This window comes from Cobetia sp. SIMBA_158 (assembly GCF_046566945.1).
GTDB classification, from domain to species: Bacteria; Pseudomonadota; Gammaproteobacteria; order Pseudomonadales; family Halomonadaceae; genus Cobetia; species Cobetia amphilecti.
This window is the reverse complement of sequence record NZ_JAWJYL010000012.1, coordinates 18,767-39,005: the sequence shown is the minus strand read 5'-3', so window position 1 is coordinate 39,005 and position 20,239 is coordinate 18,767. Positions and strand designations below refer to the sequence as shown.

Here is a 20,239-nt window from a genome sequence, read left to right as displayed (position 1 = left end):
GCTTCCTGGCTCTGTGCCCGACTCCTGCGCAGGCAAGCTCAGACTGGCGATATGCGCTCGGGTCATGCTAGACTCTGCCGTCCTGTCGGGTGCTGGTCCGCCCCGATGGCGAAGGTTTGGCGGGGCTTCCACGTCAAGTCGCTGATTTCTCGAAAGTCTTCACATCAGTGTCGAAAGGCGAGAGATGATCGGACTCGCTGTCGCGGTGCGACAACGTCTTCCAAATTCAAGTTCATGAGTACGCGCCTACGGGTGGACTCATAAGGAGCATCAAAGTGGCAAATTCCAAGCAAGCACGTAAGCGCGCTCGTCAGGCTGAAGTTCGTCGTCAGCACAACTCCGCACAGCGTTCCGCCGTGCGTACCAGCATCAAGAACGTGCTGAAGACCGTCAAGACTGGCGATCACGCTGCTTCCATGGCCGCTTTCAATGTCGCGCAGAAGGTCCTCGACCGTTACGCCGACAAGGACATTCTGTCCAAGAAGAAGGCCGCTCGTCTGAAGAGCCGTCTGAACACTCGCGTCAAGGCACTGGCTGTCTAAGACGTATGAGTGTGAAAAAACCGGCTTCGGCCGGTTTTTTTGTGTCTGTCTGTCGAGTGGATGACATCGGTGTCAGGTCAGGGAAGCGAGAGGGGTGTCAGGGTGAGCAAGCCGCAGGATGAGTCGCCCGCAGGCGAGAAGGAAGTCAGGGGAGAAGACGGCAAGGCCGAGGCCGCCGCGCAGTCCGCTTCACAGGCGAGTGCCCAGGGCGAGACCCGCTCGGGCGACAGCCTGCCGGTGCGGGGTGGTCTGTTGCGCTCCGGGTTGATCGTCAGCGTGATGACGATGCTGTCGCGCGTGCTGGGCCTGGCGCGCGATGTGACCATCGCATCCCTGCTGGGTGCCGGCAGCGGGGCGGACGCCTTCTTCGTCGCCTTCAAGATCCCCAACTTCATGCGCCGCCTGTTTGCCGAGGGTGCCTTCAACCAGGCCTTCATTCCGGTGCTGTCGGAGTATGCGACTCGCCGGACGCGGGAAGAGGTCCGTGAGTTGCTGGACGCCGTCAGCGGCAGTCTTGGCGTCATACTCGCGTTGATCACTGCGCTTGCGATGCTGTGCGCACCCTGGCTGGTGTGGGTCTTCGCGCCCGGGTTCGGTGACGATGCCGGCAAGCTGGCGCTGACCGGCGACATGCTGCGCCTGACCTTCCCGTATCTGCTGCTGATCTCGCTGACCGCCTTCGCAGGCAGCGTGCTCAATACCTGGAATCGCTTTGCGGTGCCGGCCATCACGCCGGTGCTGCTCAACCTGAGTCTGATCGGCGCGGCGCTGTTGCTGGCCCCTCGCTTCGAGACACCCGCCATGGCGCTGGCCTGGGGCGTGTTGATCGCAGGCGGCGTGCAGCTGCTGTTCCAGGTGCCGTTCCTGCTGCGCCTCGGCCTGATGCCGAAGCCATGGCCGAATTTTGCCCATGAAGGCGTGCGCCGCATTCTCAAGTTGATGACCCCGGCGCTGTTCGGTGTCTCGGTCTCGCAGATCAATCTGCTGCTGGATACCGTGCTGGCCTCGTTCCTGGTCACCGGCAGCGTGTCGTGGCTCTATTACTCCGACCGTCTGGTCGAGTTGCCGCTGGGCATCATCGGCATCGCCATCGGGACGGTGATTCTGCCGGCACTCTCCAAGCGCCACGCCGAGCAATCACTGGAGCACTTCCAGAAGATGCTCGACTGGGCGCTGCGCTCGGTACTGTTGATCGGTGTGCCGGCGGCGCTGGCGCTCGGCGTGCTGGCCGAACCGCTGCTGATCACGCTGTTCCACTACGGCGCGATGACCGACAACGATGTGGTGATGTCGGCCCAGAGCCTGCGTGCCTACAGCTTCGGTCTGCTGGCCTTCATGTTGATCAAGGTGCTGGCGCCGGGCTTCTATGCGCGTCAGGACACGAAAACGCCGGTCAAGATCGGTATCATCGCGATGGTCGCCAACATGGCCTTCAACCTGGCGCTGATCGTGCCGCTGGCACACGCCGGGCTCGCGCTGGCCACGGCGCTGTCGGCCTTCCTCAATGCGGGCCTGCTGGCACGCGGCCTGTATCGTGACGGCGTGCTGCGCTTCCAGCCCGGCTGGGGACGCTATTCGCTGACGCTGATCGGCGGTTGTGCCCTGATGGGCGGCGGCCTGATGTGGCTGTCACCGGACTGGACCACCTGGCTTGGTTGGGGCCTGTGGGAGCGCTGTGCGATGATGGGAGCGCTGGTCGTCGGCGGCGTGCTTGCCTATGCGGTGTGGTTGGGGCTGTGCGGTGTCCGCCCGCGCCATTTCCGCATGCAGAGCTGAGTCTGCTGTCCGGGTGCCACGCAGGTTGGTGCCCCCCGGTTCCAGCTGTTTTCTCCCTGGCGGGGCAACGGTGGCTGTCAGCGCCGTGCCCCTTCGCTATAATCGACCACTTTCGGCGGCTTGTGTGATGCACGCATGGACTTGATCAGAGGACTCCACAATCTCGCCCGCCTGCGCAAGCAGGATGGCAGTCGCGGCTGTGTGGCCACCATCGGCAATTTCGATGGCGTGCATCTCGGCCACCAGGCGATTCTGGAGCAACTTCGCGAGCGCGCGGCGGCCTATGGTCTGCCCGCCACGGTGGTGGTGTTCGAGCCGCAGCCGCGTGAGTTCTTCGCGGGTGACAAGGCGCCGCCGCGGCTGACGCGTCTGGCGGACAAGGTGCGTCTGCTGGGCAGCCATGGCGCCGAGCGCGTACTGTGTCTGCCCTTCAATGAGACGCTGCGCTCGCTGTCGGCACGCGAGTTCATCGAGCAGGTGCTGATCGATGGGCTCGGCGTGCGTCATCTGGTGGTCGGTGACGACTTCCGCTTCGGCTGCGATCGCGCCGGAGACTTCGCGCTGCTGGAACGCATCGGCGCCGCCGAAGGCTTCGCGGTGGAGCATACCCGCACCTTCGAGATCGCCGGTGAGCGTGTTTCCAGCACCCGCGTGCGTGAGGTGCTGGCCGCAGGCGACATGGCGCTGGCCGCCCGGCTGCTGGGGCGTGCCCACCACTGGCAGGGACGCGTGGTCGCTGACCGCCAGCTGGGTCGCACGCTGGGCGTGCCGACCGCCAACCTGCCGCTGCCGAATGCGCCGCTGGCGGTCTCCGGCGTCTACGCGGTGATGGCGCATCTTGCCGACGGCCGCGACTGTCCGGCGGTGGCCAACATCGGCTGGCGCCCGACGGTCGGCACGCCGCGGCCGGTGCTTGAGGTCCATCTGCTGGACTTCGCGGAAGACCTCTATGGCCAGCCGATGCGCGTCAGCTTCTGCGCCTTCCTGCGCGGTGAACAGCGCTTCGATGGCCTGGAAGCCCTCAAGGCCGCCATCTACGCCGACATCGCCCTGGCGAAGCGCTTCTTCGCGCTGGCCGCGGGCGAGACGCCTGCCGGTGATGAGCAGGCGTTGCTCGATAGCATGACCTCGATGGCTGACCTGCCGCTGGCCAGCCGTCCGCTGAGCGCACTGATGACGGATGCGCCGACGGCACCCTTACACGGCACTGCTGAGGTGTCTGATTCCACAGCTCGGGAAGCCCAGGCTTCCCGCCCCCACGACGGCTGACCCGAAAGGCTATGAGCGACTACAAGCACACTTTGAATCTGCCCGATACCGACTTCCCGATGCGCGGCAATCTCCCCAAGCGTGAGCCGGACCAACTGGCCCGCTGGAACGAGATTGACCTCTACGCGCGTCTGCGTGAAGCAGGCAAGGGCCGTCCGAGCTTCGTGCTCCACGACGGCCCTCCCTATGCCAACGGCAATATTCACATCGGTCATGCCGTCAACAAGATTCTCAAGGACATCATCGTCAAGTCCAAGACGATGGCGGGCTTCGACGCGCCTTACGTGCCGGGTTGGGACTGTCATGGTCTGCCCATCGAGCACAAGGTCGAGACGACCCACGGCAAGCATCTCGAGTCCGAGAAGGCGCGTCATCTCTGCCGTGAATACGCCGGCGTGCAGGTGGAAGGCCAGAAGCACGAGTTCATCCGTCTCGGCATCGTCGGTGACTGGGGCAACCCGTATCGCTCCATGGACTTCGCCAATGAAGCCGGTGAGATCCGTGCGCTGGCCGAGATGGTCAAGGGCGGTTATGTCTTCAAGGGCCTGAAGCCGGTCAACTGGTGCTTCGACTGCGGCTCTGCACTGGCGGAAGCGGAAGTCGAGTACGCCGACAAGACCTCTGACGCCATCGACGTCGCCTTCGCGGCAGACGATAGCGCGGCGCTGGCCAAGGCCTTTGGCCTCGAGTCACTGAGCAAGCCGGCGGCGATCGTGATCTGGACCACCACCCCGTGGACCATCCCGGCCAACCAGGCACTCAACGTTCACCCGGACTTCGTCTACTCGCTGGTCGACACCGGCGAGCGCCTGTTGGTGCTGGCCGAGGAACTGGTCGAGGACAGCCTGGCGCGCTTCGGCCTGAGCGGCGAGACGCTGGCGACCGTCAACGGCGCGGCGCTGGAGCTGATCAACTTCCGTCACCCGATCTACGATCGTCTGTCGCCGGTCTATCTGGCTGACTACGTCGAGACTGGCGCCGGTACCGGTATCGTCCACTCCGCGCCGGCCTACGGCGAGGATGACTTCCATACCTGCCGTCGTTACGGCATGAGCTTCGACGAGATCGAAAGCCCGGTGCAGGGCAACGGCGTCTACGTGCCGGACCTGCCGGAATTCGGTGGCCAGTTCATCTGGAAGGCCAACCCGAACATCGTCGCGCGTCTGGAAGAGCTCGGCGCGCTGATGGCGCACGAGAAGATCAGCCACAGCTACATGCACTGCTGGCGCCACAAGACCCCGGTCATCTATCGCGCGACGGCCCAGTGGTTCGTCGGCATGGACATTGCCGGCACCGACGGCGTGACCCTGCGTGACAAGGCGCTGTCCGCCATCGAGGACACCGCCTTCATCCCGGCCTGGGGTCAGGCGCGCCTGAAGAGCATGATCGCCAACCGTCCGGACTGGTGCATCTCGCGTCAGCGCAACTGGGGCGTGCCGATTCCGCTGTTCCTGCATCGCGCGACGGGGGAACTGCACCCCGACAGCGTGGCGCTGATGGAAGCGGTCGCCGATCGCGTTGCCGAGCACGGCATCGATGCCTGGTGGTCACTCGACAGCCAGGAGCTGCTGGGCGATGAGGCCGAGAACTACGAGAAGGTCACCGACACGCTGGACGTGTGGTTCGACTCCGGGACGACCCACTGGCATGTGCTGCGTGGCTCGCATCCGCATGGTCACGAGCAAGGCCCGCGTGCCGACCTGTACCTGGAAGGCTCCGACCAGCACCGTGGTTGGTTCCACTCGTCACTGCTGACCGGCTGTGCCATTGACGGCCACGCGCCCTACAAGGCGCTGCTGACTCACGGCTTCACCGTGGATGCGCAGGGTCGCAAGATGTCCAAGTCCGTCGGCAACGTGGTCGCGCCGCAGCAGGTGATGGACAAGCTGGGCGCCGACATTCTGCGCCTGTGGGTGTCCTCCAACGACTACTCCGGCGAGATGGCCGTCTCGGACGAGATCCTCAAGCGGACCGCCGATGCCTATCGTCGTATCCGCAACACCTCGCGCTTCCTGCTGTCCAATCTGAACGGCTTCGAGCCCGAGCGTGATGCGCTGGCCTTTGACGACATGCTGGCGCTGGATCAGTGGGTGGTCGATCGTGCCGCCCAGCTGCAGGCACGTGTCGAGCTGGCCTACGAGGAATACCGCTTCCTCGACATCTATCAGCAGGTGCTGACCTTCTGCTCGCGTGAGCTGGGCGGCTTCTATCTGGATGTCATCAAGGACCGCCAGTACACCACGCAGCCGAACTCGCGTGCGCGTCGTAGCTGCCAGACGGCGCTGTATCACGTGATCGAGGCACTGGCACGCTGGATGGCGCCGATCCTCTCCTTCACCGGTGAAGAGATCTACGCCAACATCCCGGGCCCGCGCAAGGACACCATCTTCCTCGAGACGGCCTACACCGGCCTGACCACCCTGGCGGATGATGCGGCCATGGGGCGTGAGTTCTGGGAGCAGGTGCTGCACGTCAAGCAGGCGGTCAACAAGACGCTGGAAGGCGCGCGCAACGCCGGTCTGGTCAAGAATGGCCTGGCGGCGGAAGTCACTCTCTACGTCAACGACGAGCTCAACGCGCTGCTGGCAAGTCTCGGCGACGAGCTGCGCTTCGTGATGCTGACCAGCGGCGTGACCCTGGCGCCTCTCGAGGCGGCCGGTGAGGCAGAAGAGACCGAAGTGTCCGGCCTCAAGGTGGCGGTCAAGGTCAGCGAGAATGCCAAGTGCGAGCGTTGCTGGCACCACCGTCCGGAAGTCGGCACCCTGCCGGAACATCCGACGCTGTGCAGCCGCTGCGTGACCAACCTGCCGGATGGCGAAGGCGAGACGCGTCACTTCGCTTGATCGCTGATGCGACCGCGGCATCGTTCAGCCTCCGCTGAGCGCTGATATCGAACGCCGGGCTCTGGCCCGGCGTTCGTGTCTTGCCGGTCGCAGACTCATTTCACGACAGGAAGGTAACATGACGTCTTCTTCACAAGGCCCCGCGACGGATACCCCTTCAGCCGGCAGTGAGCCGATGCGCTCGCCGCTGCGCTGGCTGTGGCTGTCGCTGGTGATCGTGGTGCTGGACCTGGCCACCAAGTGGCTGGCCAGCAGTTCGCTGGTCTATGGTCAGGCCAACGAAGTGCTGCCGATCTTCAATCTGACGCTGCTCCACAACACCGGCGCGGCGTTCAGTTTTCTGGCTGGCCATGATGGCTGGCAGCGCTGGTTGTTTGCGGGCATCGCGGTGGTGGCAGCCATCGGCCTGAGCATCTGGCTTGCGCGCCTCAAGCGTCACGAGACCTTCACCGCGCTGGGCATCGCGCTGGTGCTGGGGGGCGCGCTTGGCAATCTCTATGATCGTGTCGTGCATGGCTACGTGGTGGACTTCCTGTCCTTCCACTGGGGCAATGCCTTCTTCCCGGCCTTCAACGTGGCGGACGTCGCCATCAGCCTGGGAGCCGTGGCACTGATTCTTGAATCTTTCCGTGGCCGCTCCGAATGAGCGCCACAAGCGAGGTCAGCATGAGCGAGCATCGTATCGCCGATAACATGGAGGTCAGCCTCCATTTCCGTCTGCGTCTGGAAGACGGCACCGAGGTGGACTCCACCTTCGACAAGACACCGGCCACCTTCCAGGTGGGTGACGGCAATCTGCCGCCGGGCTTCGAGCGCTCGATCATGGGCATGGCGGCGGGCGAGACCGGCAGCTTCACGATCACGCCGGAGCATGCCTTCGGTCAGCACAATCCGCAGAACGTCCAGACCGTGGCGCGCAAGAGCTTCGATGAAGAGATCGAGGTCGGCATGGTGATGTCCTTCGCCGAGCCGTCGGGTTCGGAGCTGCCGGGCATCATCCGTGAGATTGATGAGCGTGACGTCAAGGTCGACTTCAATCACCCGCTGGCCGGGCGTACCCTGACCTTCGAGGTCGAGGTACTGTCAGTCGCCCCCGCGACCACGCACTGAGTCTTCTTTCCAGAGGTGCGCTCCCCGTGAGCGCACCTCGCCATCAAGCGGAGCCTGTCATGCAGATCAAGCTGGCCAACCCGCGCGGTTTCTGCGCCGGAGTGGATCGCGCCATCGATATCGTCAACGGGGCGCTCGACGTGTTCGGGCCGCCGATCTACGTGCGTCACGAGGTGGTGCACAACCGTTTCGTGGTCGACTCCCTCAAGGAGCGCGGCGCCATCTTCGTCGAGGAACTGCACGAAGTGCCGGATGACGTCATCGTCATCTTCTCGGCGCACGGTGTCTCGCGTGCCGTGCAGGAAGAGGCCGAGCGTCGCAACCTCAAGGTCTTCGATGCCACCTGTCCGCTGGTGACCAAGGTGCACATGGAAGTCCTGCGCTATGCGCGCAAGGGCCAGGATTGTGTGCTGATCGGTCATGAGGGCCACCCGGAAGTCGAGGGCACCATGGGCCGCTATGACACTTCCCAGGGTGGCACCATCCATCTGGTGGAAGACGAGTCCGATGTGGCGCGTCTGGAGGTCAAGGACCCGGAGCAGCTGGCCTTCGTCACCCAGACCACGCTCTCGATGGATGACACGGCGCGCGTGATCGACGCGCTGCGCGAACGCTTCCCGGCGATTCAGGGCCCGCGCAAGGATGACATCTGCTACGCGACCCAGAATCGCCAGGACGCCGTGCGCATGCTGGCGGAAGCCTGCGATGTGGTGCTGGTGGTCGGCAGTCCCAACAGTTCCAACTCCAATCGCCTGCGCGAACTGGCCGAGCGCATGCAGACCCCGGCCTGGTTGATCGACGATGCGCAGCAGATCGAGGCCAGCTGGCTCGAGGGTATCGGCAGCATCGGTATCACCGCCGGGGCCAGTGCCCCCGAAGTGCTGGTGCAGGGCGTGATCGATCGTCTGATGGCGCTGGGAGCCTCGGCGCCCGAGGAGCTCGAGGGCCAGGAGGAAAACATCGTCTTCTCGATGCCCAAGGAGCTCAAGGAGCGCTTGATCGCCTCGGATCAGATCCGCGAGCTGTAACGCCTTGTAAGTTTCTGCCAGTGAAGAAGCCGCGACCCTGTCGCGGCTTTTTTGTGCGCGCCATTCGCATTTTGCCATCTAATTCAGCAGTTTCTTGTATAAGCAACGGCATTCTTGAGCACGATCGTTGATCAATCTGGTGCGTATTGAAAAAAAATGTAATGCGCAGTTACCAAAATGATACATAATAGAGGTATGGTTCGTACTCTGGAGAATTCCCCATGCCACGACTGTTCTCGGTCACCGGTGTCAGCAGTGCAGGTGCACGCCGCAAGCCGAGACCGGGGCGCGGGGCAGCTGGCAGGCGTCGGGCCAAGGGCTTCACCCTGATCGAGATGATGATGGTGGTCGCGATCATCGGCATTCTGGCGGCGGTCGCCATTCCCTCCTATCTCGGTTATGTGGAGCGCAGCTGGCGCTCGCATGCTCAGCAGGCACTGGGGCAGCAGGCCAGACAGTTGCATGGATTCTACTACCAGAACTTTTCCGAGGCGCCCGTGGGGGATGATGACCAGCCGACGGATGGCGTCAGCCGTATAGAGGACGGCGGTGGCAATCTTCGCTACCTGATCACGTATCGCAGTCTGTCTGCCTCGGCCTTCGTCCTGCAGGCGACGCCTCAAGGGGCACAGCTCAATGATGACTGCGGCGTGCTGTGGATGGACCAGGACATGAATACCGGTGCCGAAGGAGGAGGCCGGTGCTGGTGATGATGGGCCCCCAGAAGACAGACTCGAGTCCGGCACGGCCGGTCGACCCTCAGCGGCAAGGAGAAGTATCTCTCATGCGCCAATCCCGTGGTTTCACCCTGATCGAGCTGGTCGTGACAGTGGCGATCATTGCCATCATCGCGACCTGGGCGGTGCCGGCCTGGCAAGGCCTGGTGCAGCGCTCTCAGGTGGAGTCCGATGTGCGTGCCCTGACCCATGCGCTCGGCATGGCGCGCAGCACCGCTACCACGCGCGGTGTCGACGTGAGTGTCTGTCCCTATGCGCCGAGCGTTGCCACCCCCAATCCCACGACCTGCGACGATGACTGGGCGAATGGCTGGGTCGTCTATGTCGGGAATACTTCCAACTTCACCCTCGACGACCGCCTGTGGATCCATCAGGACAGCAATGCGGTTGCCCAGTCGGGGGGCGCCTCCAGGATCACCTACAACGATCGCGGCACGCTGACTAGTGGCAACAGTACGCTGGTGTTCTGTGCGGCCTCTGATGCTACCTCTGTGGTAGTGGCGCCTTCAGGCCGTGTACGCCTTGAATCAGGAGGGGACTGCTCATGACAGCATCGTTGATGATCACATCCCTCAAGCAAGCCCTGCAGCCGAGAGCGCTGAGGAAGACATTGCTGTCTCGCCTGCAGCGGCGGCGTTCCGCTCGGCATTCTCAGCGCGGCGTCGGCCTGATCGAGGCGCTGGTCGCGGTCATGCTGCTGGGGGTTTCCCTGCTGGGGCTGGGGTTGTTGCAAGTTCAGACGCTTCAGCATCAGCGCGTCAGCTACAGCAATACCGTGGCACAACTGCTGTCGCTGGACATGGCTGAGCGTATCCGCGCCAACCTTGAGGCCATCGATCAATATGATGATGCCGATACCACCAATGCGCCCGCGGATGGATGCAGCTCGGACTGCGTGCCCGCAGAGCTGGCGGACCAGGACATCATTGATTGGCGTGACGCCATCATCGGCTCCACGCTGACCAGCGGCGTCGGCAGCGTGGAAGTCGACGAGCGTGTTGTCGGCGGCGCCGGTATCGGCGTTCACGACGTCAGTGTCCAGGTACAGTGGAGTGACCCCATCAGCGGGGGAGTTGACCAGCAGACCTATCGTTTCGAGGTAGAGCCATGAATCGCTGTTCCCCTGCATCGGTCCGCCGACGCTCTGCCCCCGACACCACCCGCCCGCATGGCATGAAACGCCAGGCGGGCGTGGGGCTTGTCGAGCTGATGATCAGCCTGGTGTTGGGGCTGCTGATCACGGCGATGGCCGTGCAGATGTTCTCGACCTCACGCAGTACCGTGAGCACCCAGGAGGCACTTTCCTATCTGCAGGAATCGGCCCGCTACGTGTCCTTCCGGCTCCAGCCGCTGATGCGCAATGTGGGCTACGCAGGCTGTGCCAATAGCCGCGATATCACCAATGCCAGCTCGGTGGATGCCTCCCATGACCTCACGGCGCCTTTCGGTGGTCAGCAGCGTACCCAGCGGGGCCTCAGCTATTTCAATCTGACGTTCGTCGCTGCCAGCAAGGACGGCGATGAAACCACGCTGACCAGCAGCATGACGTCGCTGGGCGGCCCCCTGTCCGTGCGCAACGGTAGCGAAGATGCCTTCGTGACCAACGAGTATGCGCTGGTCAGTGATTGCAGCAGCACCGATGTCTTCAGGGTGTCGGGCATCACCCAGGGCAATGTGGAAACCAATGACACCCTGTCACGTTCCTATGGCAGCTCTCAGTCCTCGAATGCCTATCTCTACCCGGTGCAGGCCTGGGAGCTGCGGCTGGATGACCAGGCCAACGATTCTTCGGTGCGTTCACTGTATATCGACCGTATCGATGCCGCTTTCGCACGCGAAGAACTGGCCTCCGGCGTACAGGGCTTCGATGTCAGCTTCAGCCTGGATACCACCGGCAATGGCAGTGTCGATCGCGTCAAGGTGCCGGCTGCCACGGTACGCAGCGAAGGCCGATGGGATGAGGTGCGTCGTATCGAGATCGCCCTGACGCTCGAGAGCCTGCCAGGAGTGGTGCCGGGCGGGGATAACGATGGGCGTTTGACGCGAACCTTCAATCTCACGTTCACACCGCGCAATCTGCAACTGAGGGGCGGCTGATGAATACATCGTCTTCAACGTCCAGGGTCTGCGCGGTCACTCGGGGGCCAGCACGTCAGCAAGGCATCGCCTTGCTGATCGTGTTGATCATGCTGGTCGTGATCGGCCTGCTGGCCGTGACCGGGGTCGAGGACAGTCAGCTGCAGACACGCATGGCCGTCAACAGCCGCAACTTCGAGCAGTCCTATTACAACGCGGAAACCAGCCTGAGCATCGGTGAGCGCGCGCTGCAGGAAAGCCTGGAGGATGGCACCTGGAGCCTGGACAGCTTCGATGACTCGGCCGGCCTGATGCTGGCACTGCCCGAGGATGCACCGCCGATCAACCCGCTCTCGGAAGCAGATTGGCAAGCCAGCGGTATCCAGACGCTGGACAGTGATACCGGTGCGGTCATCGGAGCCTATGTGATCGAGTATCTGGGCAAGGTCGGCGAGCCGCCGCTGAATGCCAGCAACGAAGTGAATGCGGTGGGCACGCGCCTGGATGCCTTCCGTATCAACGCGATGGGCACGGGGGGCGGCAATGGTGCCTCCTGGACAGTAGTGCAAAGCGAGATGGAACTGGGCCCTTACTTCTGAGAGGAGCATGAATATGCGTTATCTGCTGAGTGGTGCCCTGTGCCTTGTCGCCTTGCCCTGTCTGGCGGCCCCCGGGGAAATCGCCCGCGCCCCGGTCACGGAAGCGACCGGGGTTCAGCCCAATATCCTGTTCATTCTGGATGATTCGGGCAGCATGGCCTGGGAAGACACTCTCAACAAGGGGGTGGAACACTGGGGGTATCAGCCAGCGTCCTCGGTGCTTGGGAACTCCGGGGTCTACTCGATCAATGCCGGGGTCGTCAGCCATCGCACCCAGAACACCATCGCTCGGGCCATCGGCTCGTGCAATGGTTTCAATGTGCTGGCCTACAATCCGGAGCTGACCTACACCCCTTGGGCGGGCAAGGACCGCCTTGGGGTGGAGTACGCAGATGCCACGTTGTTGACGGCGCGTTCAAATCCTTATGAGCCGACGTCCACCGTCAACCTCACCGGGGTCTACTACATGCCCTGGACGGATAATGATGGTGATGGAGAGTATGACTTCGAGGAGTGTGGCCTCTATCAAAGCGGCAGCAGCCTCTATGTGGACAACACACGTCAGACCTACATCAACCAGCAGTCCGCGGCTCAGCAAGTCAACTTCGCCAACTGGTTCACGTATTATCGCGACCGCATGTCCGTGGCCAAATCCGCCATGGCCGGTGTGATCGATGCCAACGAGTCTCGGGTCGGGCTACGCACCATCCAGGGTCGCAACAATCGCAACGTTGCTGACATGACGGATGTCGATGAGCGTGAAGACCTGCTGGAGGAGCTGTTTACCGCTTATCCCTCCGGTGGCACCCCTCTGCGTACCGCGCTCAAGAATGCCGGTGAGTATTATTCCAGCACTGGTCGCTCGGCTCCCATTCTGAGTGCGGATGAGGGCGGCATGTGCCAGCAGAACTATTCCATCATGATGAGCGATGGCTACTGGAATGGCTCCAGCCCCAGTGTCGGCAACGTCGATGGTGGCAGCGGTGATCACATCAGTGCCAGTCACCGTGACAGCCATTCCAATACGCTTGGCGATGTCGCGATGAAATATTATCGCGAGGACCTGCGGACTGACTTGATCGACAGCGTGCCTACCATACCGGGAGTGGATGAAAACTCCGCTCAGCACATGGTGACCTACACCGTCGCTTTCGGTGTGGATGGCTCGCTGTCCGAGAACCCTGCTGATCTCGAGACTGCCTTCACCTGGCCGCAGCCTTCCGCCAATACCAATACCACCATCGATGATCTGCGTCATGCGGCCTGGAACGGACGTGGTGAGTATCTCAGCGCCGCCAATCCGCAGGCATTGATTGATGCGCTGAACAATATCGCGCAGTCCATCGCAGGACGCGCGGCCAGCACCGGTAGTCTGGACATCAGCAGTGGCGGGCAGACCAGCGGCGCTTATGTGATTCAGACCATCTATGATCCCGCCGATTGGTCGGGCGATGTCGTTGCACGCAAGATCGGCACCAATGGCGCCTTGAGCGCCACCTCGGACTGGTCCGTCGCGGAGTGGTTGCGTGACGATGATAGCCGTAGCTCCAGCCGCAAGGTGATCACCTACAACCCGGGGATCTCCGAAGTGGATGAGAAGGCGTTCTTCTTCAATATCGAGGAGGCCGGATCACTGGAGGCCGAACAGGTACTGGACCTCGTGGGCTTCCTCGATGAGACCCTGCTGTCAGAAACGCTGTTGGCAACGCTGCGGAGAACCGTCCGGGATGATGACGACGACGACGACGACGACGACGATGATGATGATGATGATGATGGCATTCTTGGCGGAGTCGGCTCAGTGGTCGGAGGCGTCACCAGTGGCGTGACTCAGCTGACGGGACGCGTCCTGGATACTACCGGTACCTTCCTGAAGCTGGATGGCGCTGATCTTGGCGTCAGAACGTCGGATCTCGAGAATCTGATCGGTTATCTCAAGGGTGATGATGCCTACGAAGGCACCTTGTTCCGCGAGCGTGACGACAACTATCTCGGGGATATCGTGCATGCCTCGCCGGCGATCGTCGGGCCGCCTTCGGCCAGCTATCGCAATGACATGGAAGTGTCTTCGTACCGCTCCTTCAAGACGCTGTATGAGGACCGCCAGAACATGATCTACATCGGTGCCAACGACGGCATGCTGCACGCCATCGACATGGAGACCGGTGAAGAGAAGTTCGCCTACATGCCGTATGCCGCCTTCAGCATCGAGAGCGGGCGCGGTATTCGCCAGCTCGCTGATCAGAACTATGTGCACCAGTACTACGTCGATGCCACTCCGGTCGCGCGTGACGTGCATGTCCAGTTGGGGGATGAGGATGCGCCCGGTTGGCACTCGGTCCTGCTGGGTGGGCTGGGCGCTGGCGGCAAGGCGGTCTACATGCTGGATATCACCGATCCTGAAGGCTTCGAGTCATTGGGTGAATCCAACGGCACCTCGCCGGCCGAGATCGTGCAGTGGGAATTCACGCACGAGGACCTCGGCTATACCTTCAGCGATATTCAGGTAGCGCGTCTGGATGACGGCAAGTGGTATGCCATCTTCGGCAATGGCTACAACGCCGACAGCGATGGGCGTGCCAAGTTGTTCATCGTGGACCTGGAAGACCCCGACAACTATGCGCTGCTGGATTCTCAACAGGGCAGCAATGCCGGTGGGTCGTGCACCTCTGGCAGCAGTGACTGCAATGGCATGTCGAGTCCTGAGCTGGCCGACGTCGATGCCGATGGCATCACCGACTGGGTCTATGCCGGCGATCTGCATGGCAATGTCTGGGTGTTCGACATGCGCGAGTTCTCGCTGAGCAACATCGGCAGCAGCGAAATGTCGCGTCTGTTCCAGTCATGTGCCGTTGCCTTGAACAGCACGTCATCGACCTGTCCGGCAGCTTCCCGACAGCCCATCACATCGCGGGTAGCCGTGGCACGCAGCGGTGTCTTCAACAGCACCGTCGATACGCCGTACCTGAATGTGTACTGGGGCACCGGGCAATTGCTGACGCTGCAGGATGCGGTCGATACCTCGGCGCAATCCTTCTACAGCGTGCTGCATACCGGGTCCTCGACTCGCCGTCATCATGGCCAGCTGGAAAAGCAGAGCTTCTCCAATATCAGTGGCGTGAGTGACGCGCGTACGGTCACGGGGGTAGGCGTCGATTACTCCAATCAGAACAATAATGGTATGCAGTACGGCTGGTACCTGGAGCTACCGGACTCTGGTGAGCGTCTGGTGACCATCCCGGCTGTCCGTGGTGATCTGATTGTCTTCAATACCACCATCCCGGGCTCCAATGGCCCCTGTACTGGCGGTGCCAGTGGTTGGCTGAATGCGCTCAGCTTGCGCAACGGCCTGCAGCCGGTACGCAGTTACAACAATGTGCAGCAGGTCTTTGATTACAACGCTGATGGCGAGGTCAACGCGAGCGACAACGTCAACAATCAGGTCGTACTCTCGATCAAGACAGAAGGCGAGCCCACCGCACCGAAATTCCTGGGTGATACCCAGTATGTCGGTCAGGGTGGCACCAATCAGGTGGTCGAAATGGCCATGGACTTCGGGATCGATGGGCTGGAAGGCCGTAGTGCCTGGTATCAGCTGCGCTAGGAGAGAGACCATGAAGACATTACGACTCAAGCTGACTGGTAGTGGACTGATGCTGGCGGCGGGCTTGCTCTTCACGAGCTGGGGCTCCCAGGCCCTGGCGGAAGATGCCCCGATTCCGCTGGTCATGGAGCAGAGCGTCACCGGCGTCATCGACGAGCGAGAGGGGGATCAGCTGCTCGTCGACGACATGGGGTTCGTGCTTCAGCCGGATAGCCGGATACTCAATCGCAATGGGCGCGAGCTGAAGGCCTTCCACCTCACGCCGGGGCAGGAGGTCGAGGTGCGCTTCGACCCACGTGGTGAGCCGAAGCAGGTCATCGACATCACGCTGCTGCGTCGGGGGCGCTGATGATCAGGCTAACAGGGGGGGCTCGGGCACAAGGCGGCTTCGGTCTGCTGGAGCTCATGATTGCCGTGGCCATCATCGGCATTCTGGCGGCGATCGCTTATCCCAGCTATCAGGATCAGGTGGAGCGTTCACGTCGCACCGACGCCACCACCGCCTTGCTGGCGCTGGCCCAGACCCAGGAGCGCATCATGGCAACCTGCGGTGAATACGCGACGGCCAGCGTGACAGCGGCGACCAGCTGTGGAGATGCGCTTGGAGGCGGTGGCGGTGGTATCGGGCTGGGCCAGGCAGATGCCGTCAGCGAGGAAGGCTTCTACAACCTGGCCGTCGCAGGCGATGCAGACAGCTATACCTTGACCGCCACTGCTACCGGCAGTCAGGCCAACGATGAGGACTGCGCCACCTTTACGCTCACGGAGTTGGGAGTGAAGGGAGCGGCAGTCCTTGAGGACTCGGAAGACACCGATAGCAGTGATTGTTGGTAGGCACTGACAGCCGACATTGCATGGCAAGCGCCTGAAGCCTCGATCTACGATGATCGGGGCTTTTTTTGTCTGGTGGATGAGGTTCAGTCGAGAAATATGGAATAACGGTGATTATGGGGAGTTTTCGGAATGATGGGTAATCTTGTGTAACATAATGATTCCATCTGTGGTTCATAGACGTTAAATTGCCCAATTTCACGCCCTGCAGGGTGCTTTGGCCTGCGTGGCTTTCAGGGGTAAGACGATGCAGCTTTTTCCTGCACTTCGGCATGGATGTCAGCAGAGCCGCCAGCAAGGCTTCACGTTGATTGAGCTGATGATCACGCTGGCCATTCTCGTGATCACGATCACGATTGCCGTCCCCGCCTGGCAGGGGGTGGTCGCGCGCAACGCCGTCACCGGCACGGCCGAGACGCTCGTGTCTTCGATCAACTATGCGCGTAGCGAGGCGGTGGCCAGCGGCAACGACATCACGCTCTGCCCTCTGAATGCGCAGGGTGACGCCTGCATGAATTCCACCAGCTGGAGCAATGGCTGGGCGGTGGTGCAGGGCAGTCAGGCCGAGGCACGGGCGTCGCTGGGCGATGACCTGTTGCGCGTATTTGATGCCGCCATCACCGTGCAGGCGGGTGTTGCCGGCGTGACTTTCGATGATCAGGGCGCGACCTCTGATTCCACCTGGTTGTTGATCTGCGATCAGTCGGGCGGGCAGGGCCATCGCCAGCTTGAATTGACTCCCATCGGACGAGTAGTGACGGAGACTTATGGCAGCGATGACCAGAGTTGCTGAGCTTGGCGTGTCCCGTGCAAGCGGTAGCCAGCAAGGTACCAGCCTGCTGGAGGCGTTGATCGCTCTGCTGTTGATGGGGCTGACATTGCTGGGGTTCGGGCTCATGCAGATGGAAAGTCTGCAGGCCAACAACGAGAGTTACGCGCGTACCGAAGCCCGTATTCTCCTGGTCAGCATGGCTGAGCGCATTCAAGCCAACCCCGATGGCGTGGATGACTACGATGGGCTTTCCACCGCGGGGGCAGGAAATCCGGGCGGTTGTCCCTGCAGTGTTGCCGAGCTGGCGGCCCGTGATGTGGCGGTGTGGGCGGACAGGCTTGAGGACAGCAGTCTGAACGCGCCGGTCGGGTCCATCGCCAGCAGCGGTAGTGACCTTCTCACCCTGACCCTCGGCTGGAGCGGCGCCGCGCAGCTCGGGCAGAACGAAGACAGCATGGACGCCGGTGCTCAGGCGTTGAGCGAGACCCTACAGATACGAGTGGTGCCCTGATGTCGTCGAAAGCCTCCTTCCCACTGCGAGCTTTCGCGTCGCGCTCGCATCGGGCGCCGCGCTCGATTCCCTCACGGCGTGCCCAGCAGGGCGTCGGCCTGGTCGAATTGATGCTGGCGCTGGTGCTGGGACTGTTCATTTCTGCCATGGCGCTGGAATACTTTCTGGCCTCGCGCTCTACCCTCAACACCACGTCGGCCGTGTCCTACCTGCAGGAGTCTGCGCGCCACGTCACGCGTCGCCTGCAGCCATTGGTGCGCAATGCCGGCTTTTCCGGCTGTGCGTCGGTGAGCAGTGTCAGTGATGGTACCGGCAGCCATGCGCTGTCCGATTCTCCTCTGACGGCCGAGTCCGACACGGTGGCGGGGATCACCTACGACCGTCTGGCCTTGCAGGTACCGGCGCTGGGAGCGCAGCGCGGTTGGCAGCTCGGGGCGAGCGTCGCCCAGGGCGATACCTCGCTGACCCTGGAGGACTACACCTCCGGCACGCTGGAGACGGATAGCGTCGTGCTGATCAGCGACTGTGAGAGCGGCGACATCGCACGCCTCTCGGGCGATGGCAACAACTCGCTCGATCTGTCGAGCGCCGTCGAGCACGGCTATGGCGGCACCATACAGACCCAGGCATATGTCTATCCGCTGCAGCGTTGGTACCTGTTGCTGTCGCAGGCCGATGACGACTCCCCCGTTCGGCTCTGCCTGAACGGCGAGGATGTCGATGGCGATCCGGCAGCAGGCTGTGGCGAAGAAGTGGCGCGATACGTCGAAGCTCTGGACCTGACCTTCGATACGGCCTCCGGCAGCGGTAGCGCGAGTCGCTTTGCCGTGGAGCGCAGCGTGGCGGAAGTGGAAGCCGCGAACGACTGGAGCAGCGTCAGACGGATCCACATCAGCCTGACCCTCAAGACGCCCCCGACGATCAACGTCGAGGGAGAGGGGGACGGTGAGTTGCAACGCACCTTCGATATCACCCTGAGCCCGAGGAATATCGGTCTATGAACCAGGCAAGTTCTCCCAGGCCGCCACGCCAGCAAGGCATGGCATTGCTGGTCGTGCTGATCATGCTGATCGTGGTGGGCGTGATGGCGGTGACAGGCAATGAAGATACCCAGTTGCAGACCCGCATGTTGATGAATACCCAGTTCTACGACAACGCCTACGCGGAGGCCGAGAGCCTTCAGCAACAGGCTGAGAGTCGTCTGCTCGAGGGGGAGCTGACCCTGGATGATTTCGGTGGGGACGGCTTCTACGACGTGACGGCGGGGGAGGACCTGGACTTCGATCCTCTGCAGGCAGACGCCTGGGAGGGGGAAGGTGTCTTGAGTGGTGATGCGGCTGACAACGGCAACTATGTCATCGAGTATCTCGGAGAGACGACGGAAGGCGTTCTGAATGACGATAACCTGAGCAGCAGTCAGTTGTTGAATGCCTTCCGCATCACGGCCGCTGGTTGGAGTCTTGAGAGCGCAGGTGACCCTGATAGCAAGAAGCGTGCACTGGCAGTGGTGCAAAGCGAAATCATGATGGCCGATTGAAGGGAATCTATCGATGAAATCGAAGCACTCACCCCGCTGCAGCGGCTTGCGTCGTATTCACCTGCCGGCCTTGCTGTCAGGCGGGCTGCTGGTCGCCTTGCCCGTGCTGGCAGACAGCGACACGCTACTCCAGTTGCCAACCACCCAGAGTGTCGGCGTTACGCCCAATGTTCTGCTGGTGCTGGATGATTCGGGCTCGATGTCTTTTGAAGACACTTTTGAGGGTGGGGATTCTGTTCAGAAATATGACCTGGTCTATGCCGAACAGAAAGAGTGTGAGTGGGTACAGGGGTGGTGGGGAAAACAAAAGATATGTGAGACTGTTTTTAAACCTCTTGACTTGGATAGAAAGTATTTCTGCTACACACAAAATACTCAAGCATATAACCCTCATCAGACTTATCTTCCTTGGAAAAAGGGGGATGGGGATGAACGCTATGACAATATGGATCCTACTGCTGCCTGGGTTGATTTCAACTTAGGAGATGTTACCAGTAACCTGGTTGATCTCACCGATCCAGATTTGAACTACCGTTACTACACTGGAAGTAACTGTAATTCGGATACTGAGGTAAAACTCTCGGATGACAATCTGACTGATCAAGAAAAAATCAACTACGCCAACTGGTTTACCTACTATCGTGACCGTTTGGGCGTCGGTAAGGCCGCTGCCTTGGAATTGCTGGCAGGTACTGATTTTCGTACTGGTTTTTTGACTATCAACCCAGGCTCTGTTACTGCCAAGCAGGCTGAAGTTGATAGTATATATGATACATTGATAAATGAAGTCATCAATTCTATCGGAACAATAGTTTCTGTAATAACGAATTCTGATAATGGCAATGAACATCTGGATGAAGTGAAGAATGCTATCGTAGGCTCAAAAATTATATCGGACGCTGAATATAATTATGGCGCCTATCGTGGTACACCATTAAGAGAAGCTCTTTATCGTGCTGGAGAGTATTATCGTGATAATTACTCCTATCTAGGCTCTTCGCCTA

Annotated in this window: 19 protein-coding genes; all 19 read left to right on the top strand. The window is 61.4% G+C overall.

From position 1 onward, the window contains the following. Nucleotides 1-275: 275 nt before the first annotated feature. Nucleotides 276-542, top strand: a complete 267-nt coding sequence (rpsT, locus tag R2R70_RS15520) for a 30S ribosomal protein S20 (RefSeq protein WP_043335965.1) — start codon at nucleotides 276-278, stop codon at nucleotides 540-542. 279 nt (nucleotides 543-821) lie between these two features. Beyond that, nucleotides 822-2,318, top strand: a complete 1,497-nt coding sequence (murJ, locus tag R2R70_RS15515) for a murein biosynthesis integral membrane protein MurJ (protein ID WP_234368289.1) — start codon at nucleotides 822-824, stop codon at nucleotides 2,316-2,318. Between the two features lie 135 nt (nucleotides 2,319-2,453). Then, nucleotides 2,454-3,587: a bifunctional riboflavin kinase/FAD synthetase gene (gene ribF, locus R2R70_RS15510; RefSeq protein ID WP_339927206.1), complete on the top strand. Its 1,134-nt coding sequence runs from the start codon at nucleotides 2,454-2,456 to the stop codon at nucleotides 3,585-3,587. A gap of 11 nt (nucleotides 3,588-3,598) precedes the next feature. Further along, nucleotides 3,599-6,430, top strand: coding sequence for an isoleucine--tRNA ligase (gene ileS / locus R2R70_RS15505; protein ID WP_279834892.1), 2,832 nt, complete (start codon nucleotides 3,599-3,601; stop codon nucleotides 6,428-6,430). Between the two features lie 118 nt (nucleotides 6,431-6,548). Further along, complete coding sequence (gene lspA / locus R2R70_RS15500) at nucleotides 6,549-7,076, top strand: signal peptidase II (RefSeq protein ID WP_054556926.1); 528 nt, start codon at nucleotides 6,549-6,551, stop codon at nucleotides 7,074-7,076. A gap of 20 nt (nucleotides 7,077-7,096) precedes the next feature. Beyond that, complete coding sequence (fkpB, locus tag R2R70_RS15495) at nucleotides 7,097-7,540, top strand: FKBP-type peptidyl-prolyl cis-trans isomerase (protein WP_043335961.1); 444 nt, start codon at nucleotides 7,097-7,099, stop codon at nucleotides 7,538-7,540. A 59-nt stretch (nucleotides 7,541-7,599) separates the two neighbouring features. Beyond that, the gene (gene ispH, locus R2R70_RS15490; RefSeq protein WP_054556927.1) at nucleotides 7,600-8,568 is read left to right on the top strand and encodes a 4-hydroxy-3-methylbut-2-enyl diphosphate reductase; all 969 of its coding nucleotides are present in this window, start codon (nucleotides 7,600-7,602) and stop codon (nucleotides 8,566-8,568) included. Nucleotides 8,569-8,789: 221 nt separating this feature from the next. Further along, nucleotides 8,790-9,278, top strand: a complete 489-nt coding sequence (locus R2R70_RS15485) for a type IV pilin protein (protein ID WP_107335846.1) — start codon at nucleotides 8,790-8,792, stop codon at nucleotides 9,276-9,278. 74 nt (nucleotides 9,279-9,352) lie between these two features. Further along, entirely contained in the window at nucleotides 9,353-9,853 is a 501-nt protein-coding gene (locus tag R2R70_RS15480; protein ID WP_347421810.1) for a GspH/FimT family protein, read from the top strand. After that, nucleotides 9,850-10,416, top strand: coding sequence for a type IV pilus modification protein PilV (gene pilV / locus R2R70_RS15475; RefSeq protein WP_082388834.1), 567 nt, complete (start codon nucleotides 9,850-9,852; stop codon nucleotides 10,414-10,416). Before R2R70_RS15480 ends, pilV begins: the two co-directional genes overlap by 4 nt. Then, nucleotides 10,413-11,402: a prepilin-type N-terminal cleavage/methylation domain-containing protein gene (locus R2R70_RS15470; RefSeq protein WP_410978460.1), complete on the top strand. Its 990-nt coding sequence runs from the start codon at nucleotides 10,413-10,415 to the stop codon at nucleotides 11,400-11,402. Before pilV ends, R2R70_RS15470 begins: the two co-directional genes overlap by 4 nt. Continuing rightward, a complete protein-coding gene (locus tag R2R70_RS15465; protein ID WP_131432819.1) occupies nucleotides 11,402-11,980 on the top strand; it encodes a hypothetical protein in 579 nt (192 codons plus the stop codon). The genes R2R70_RS15470 and R2R70_RS15465 overlap by 1 nt, the downstream gene beginning before the upstream one ends. Before the next feature lie 13 nt (nucleotides 11,981-11,993). Next, nucleotides 11,994-15,584 carry a pilus assembly protein gene (locus R2R70_RS15460; RefSeq protein ID WP_410978459.1) on the top strand — a complete coding sequence of 1,197 codons (3,591 nt, stop codon included), beginning with the start codon at nucleotides 11,994-11,996 and terminating at the stop codon, nucleotides 15,582-15,584. Nucleotides 15,585-15,594: 10 nt separating this feature from the next. Then, complete coding sequence (locus R2R70_RS15455) at nucleotides 15,595-15,933, top strand: hypothetical protein (RefSeq protein WP_159055824.1); 339 nt, start codon at nucleotides 15,595-15,597, stop codon at nucleotides 15,931-15,933. Next, nucleotides 15,933-16,418, top strand: coding sequence for a type IV pilin protein (locus tag R2R70_RS15450; protein WP_410978458.1), 486 nt, complete (start codon nucleotides 15,933-15,935; stop codon nucleotides 16,416-16,418). The genes R2R70_RS15455 and R2R70_RS15450 overlap by 1 nt, the downstream gene beginning before the upstream one ends. A gap of 244 nt (nucleotides 16,419-16,662) precedes the next feature. Then, nucleotides 16,663-17,208, top strand: a complete 546-nt coding sequence (locus R2R70_RS15445; protein ID WP_410978457.1) for a GspH/FimT family pseudopilin — start codon at nucleotides 16,663-16,665, stop codon at nucleotides 17,206-17,208. Next, entirely contained in the window at nucleotides 17,192-17,698 is a 507-nt protein-coding gene (locus R2R70_RS15440) for a hypothetical protein (protein WP_410978456.1), read from the top strand. The genes R2R70_RS15445 and R2R70_RS15440 overlap by 17 nt, the downstream gene beginning before the upstream one ends. Then, nucleotides 17,698-18,699 carry a PilW family protein gene (locus R2R70_RS15435; protein WP_410978455.1) on the top strand — a complete coding sequence of 334 codons (1,002 nt, stop codon included), beginning with the start codon at nucleotides 17,698-17,700 and terminating at the stop codon, nucleotides 18,697-18,699. Before R2R70_RS15440 ends, R2R70_RS15435 begins: the two co-directional genes overlap by 1 nt. Continuing rightward, a complete protein-coding gene (locus R2R70_RS15430) occupies nucleotides 18,696-19,235 on the top strand; it encodes a hypothetical protein (protein WP_248380983.1) in 540 nt (179 codons plus the stop codon). The genes R2R70_RS15435 and R2R70_RS15430 overlap by 4 nt, the downstream gene beginning before the upstream one ends. Nucleotides 19,236-20,239: the final 1,004 nt, after the last annotated feature.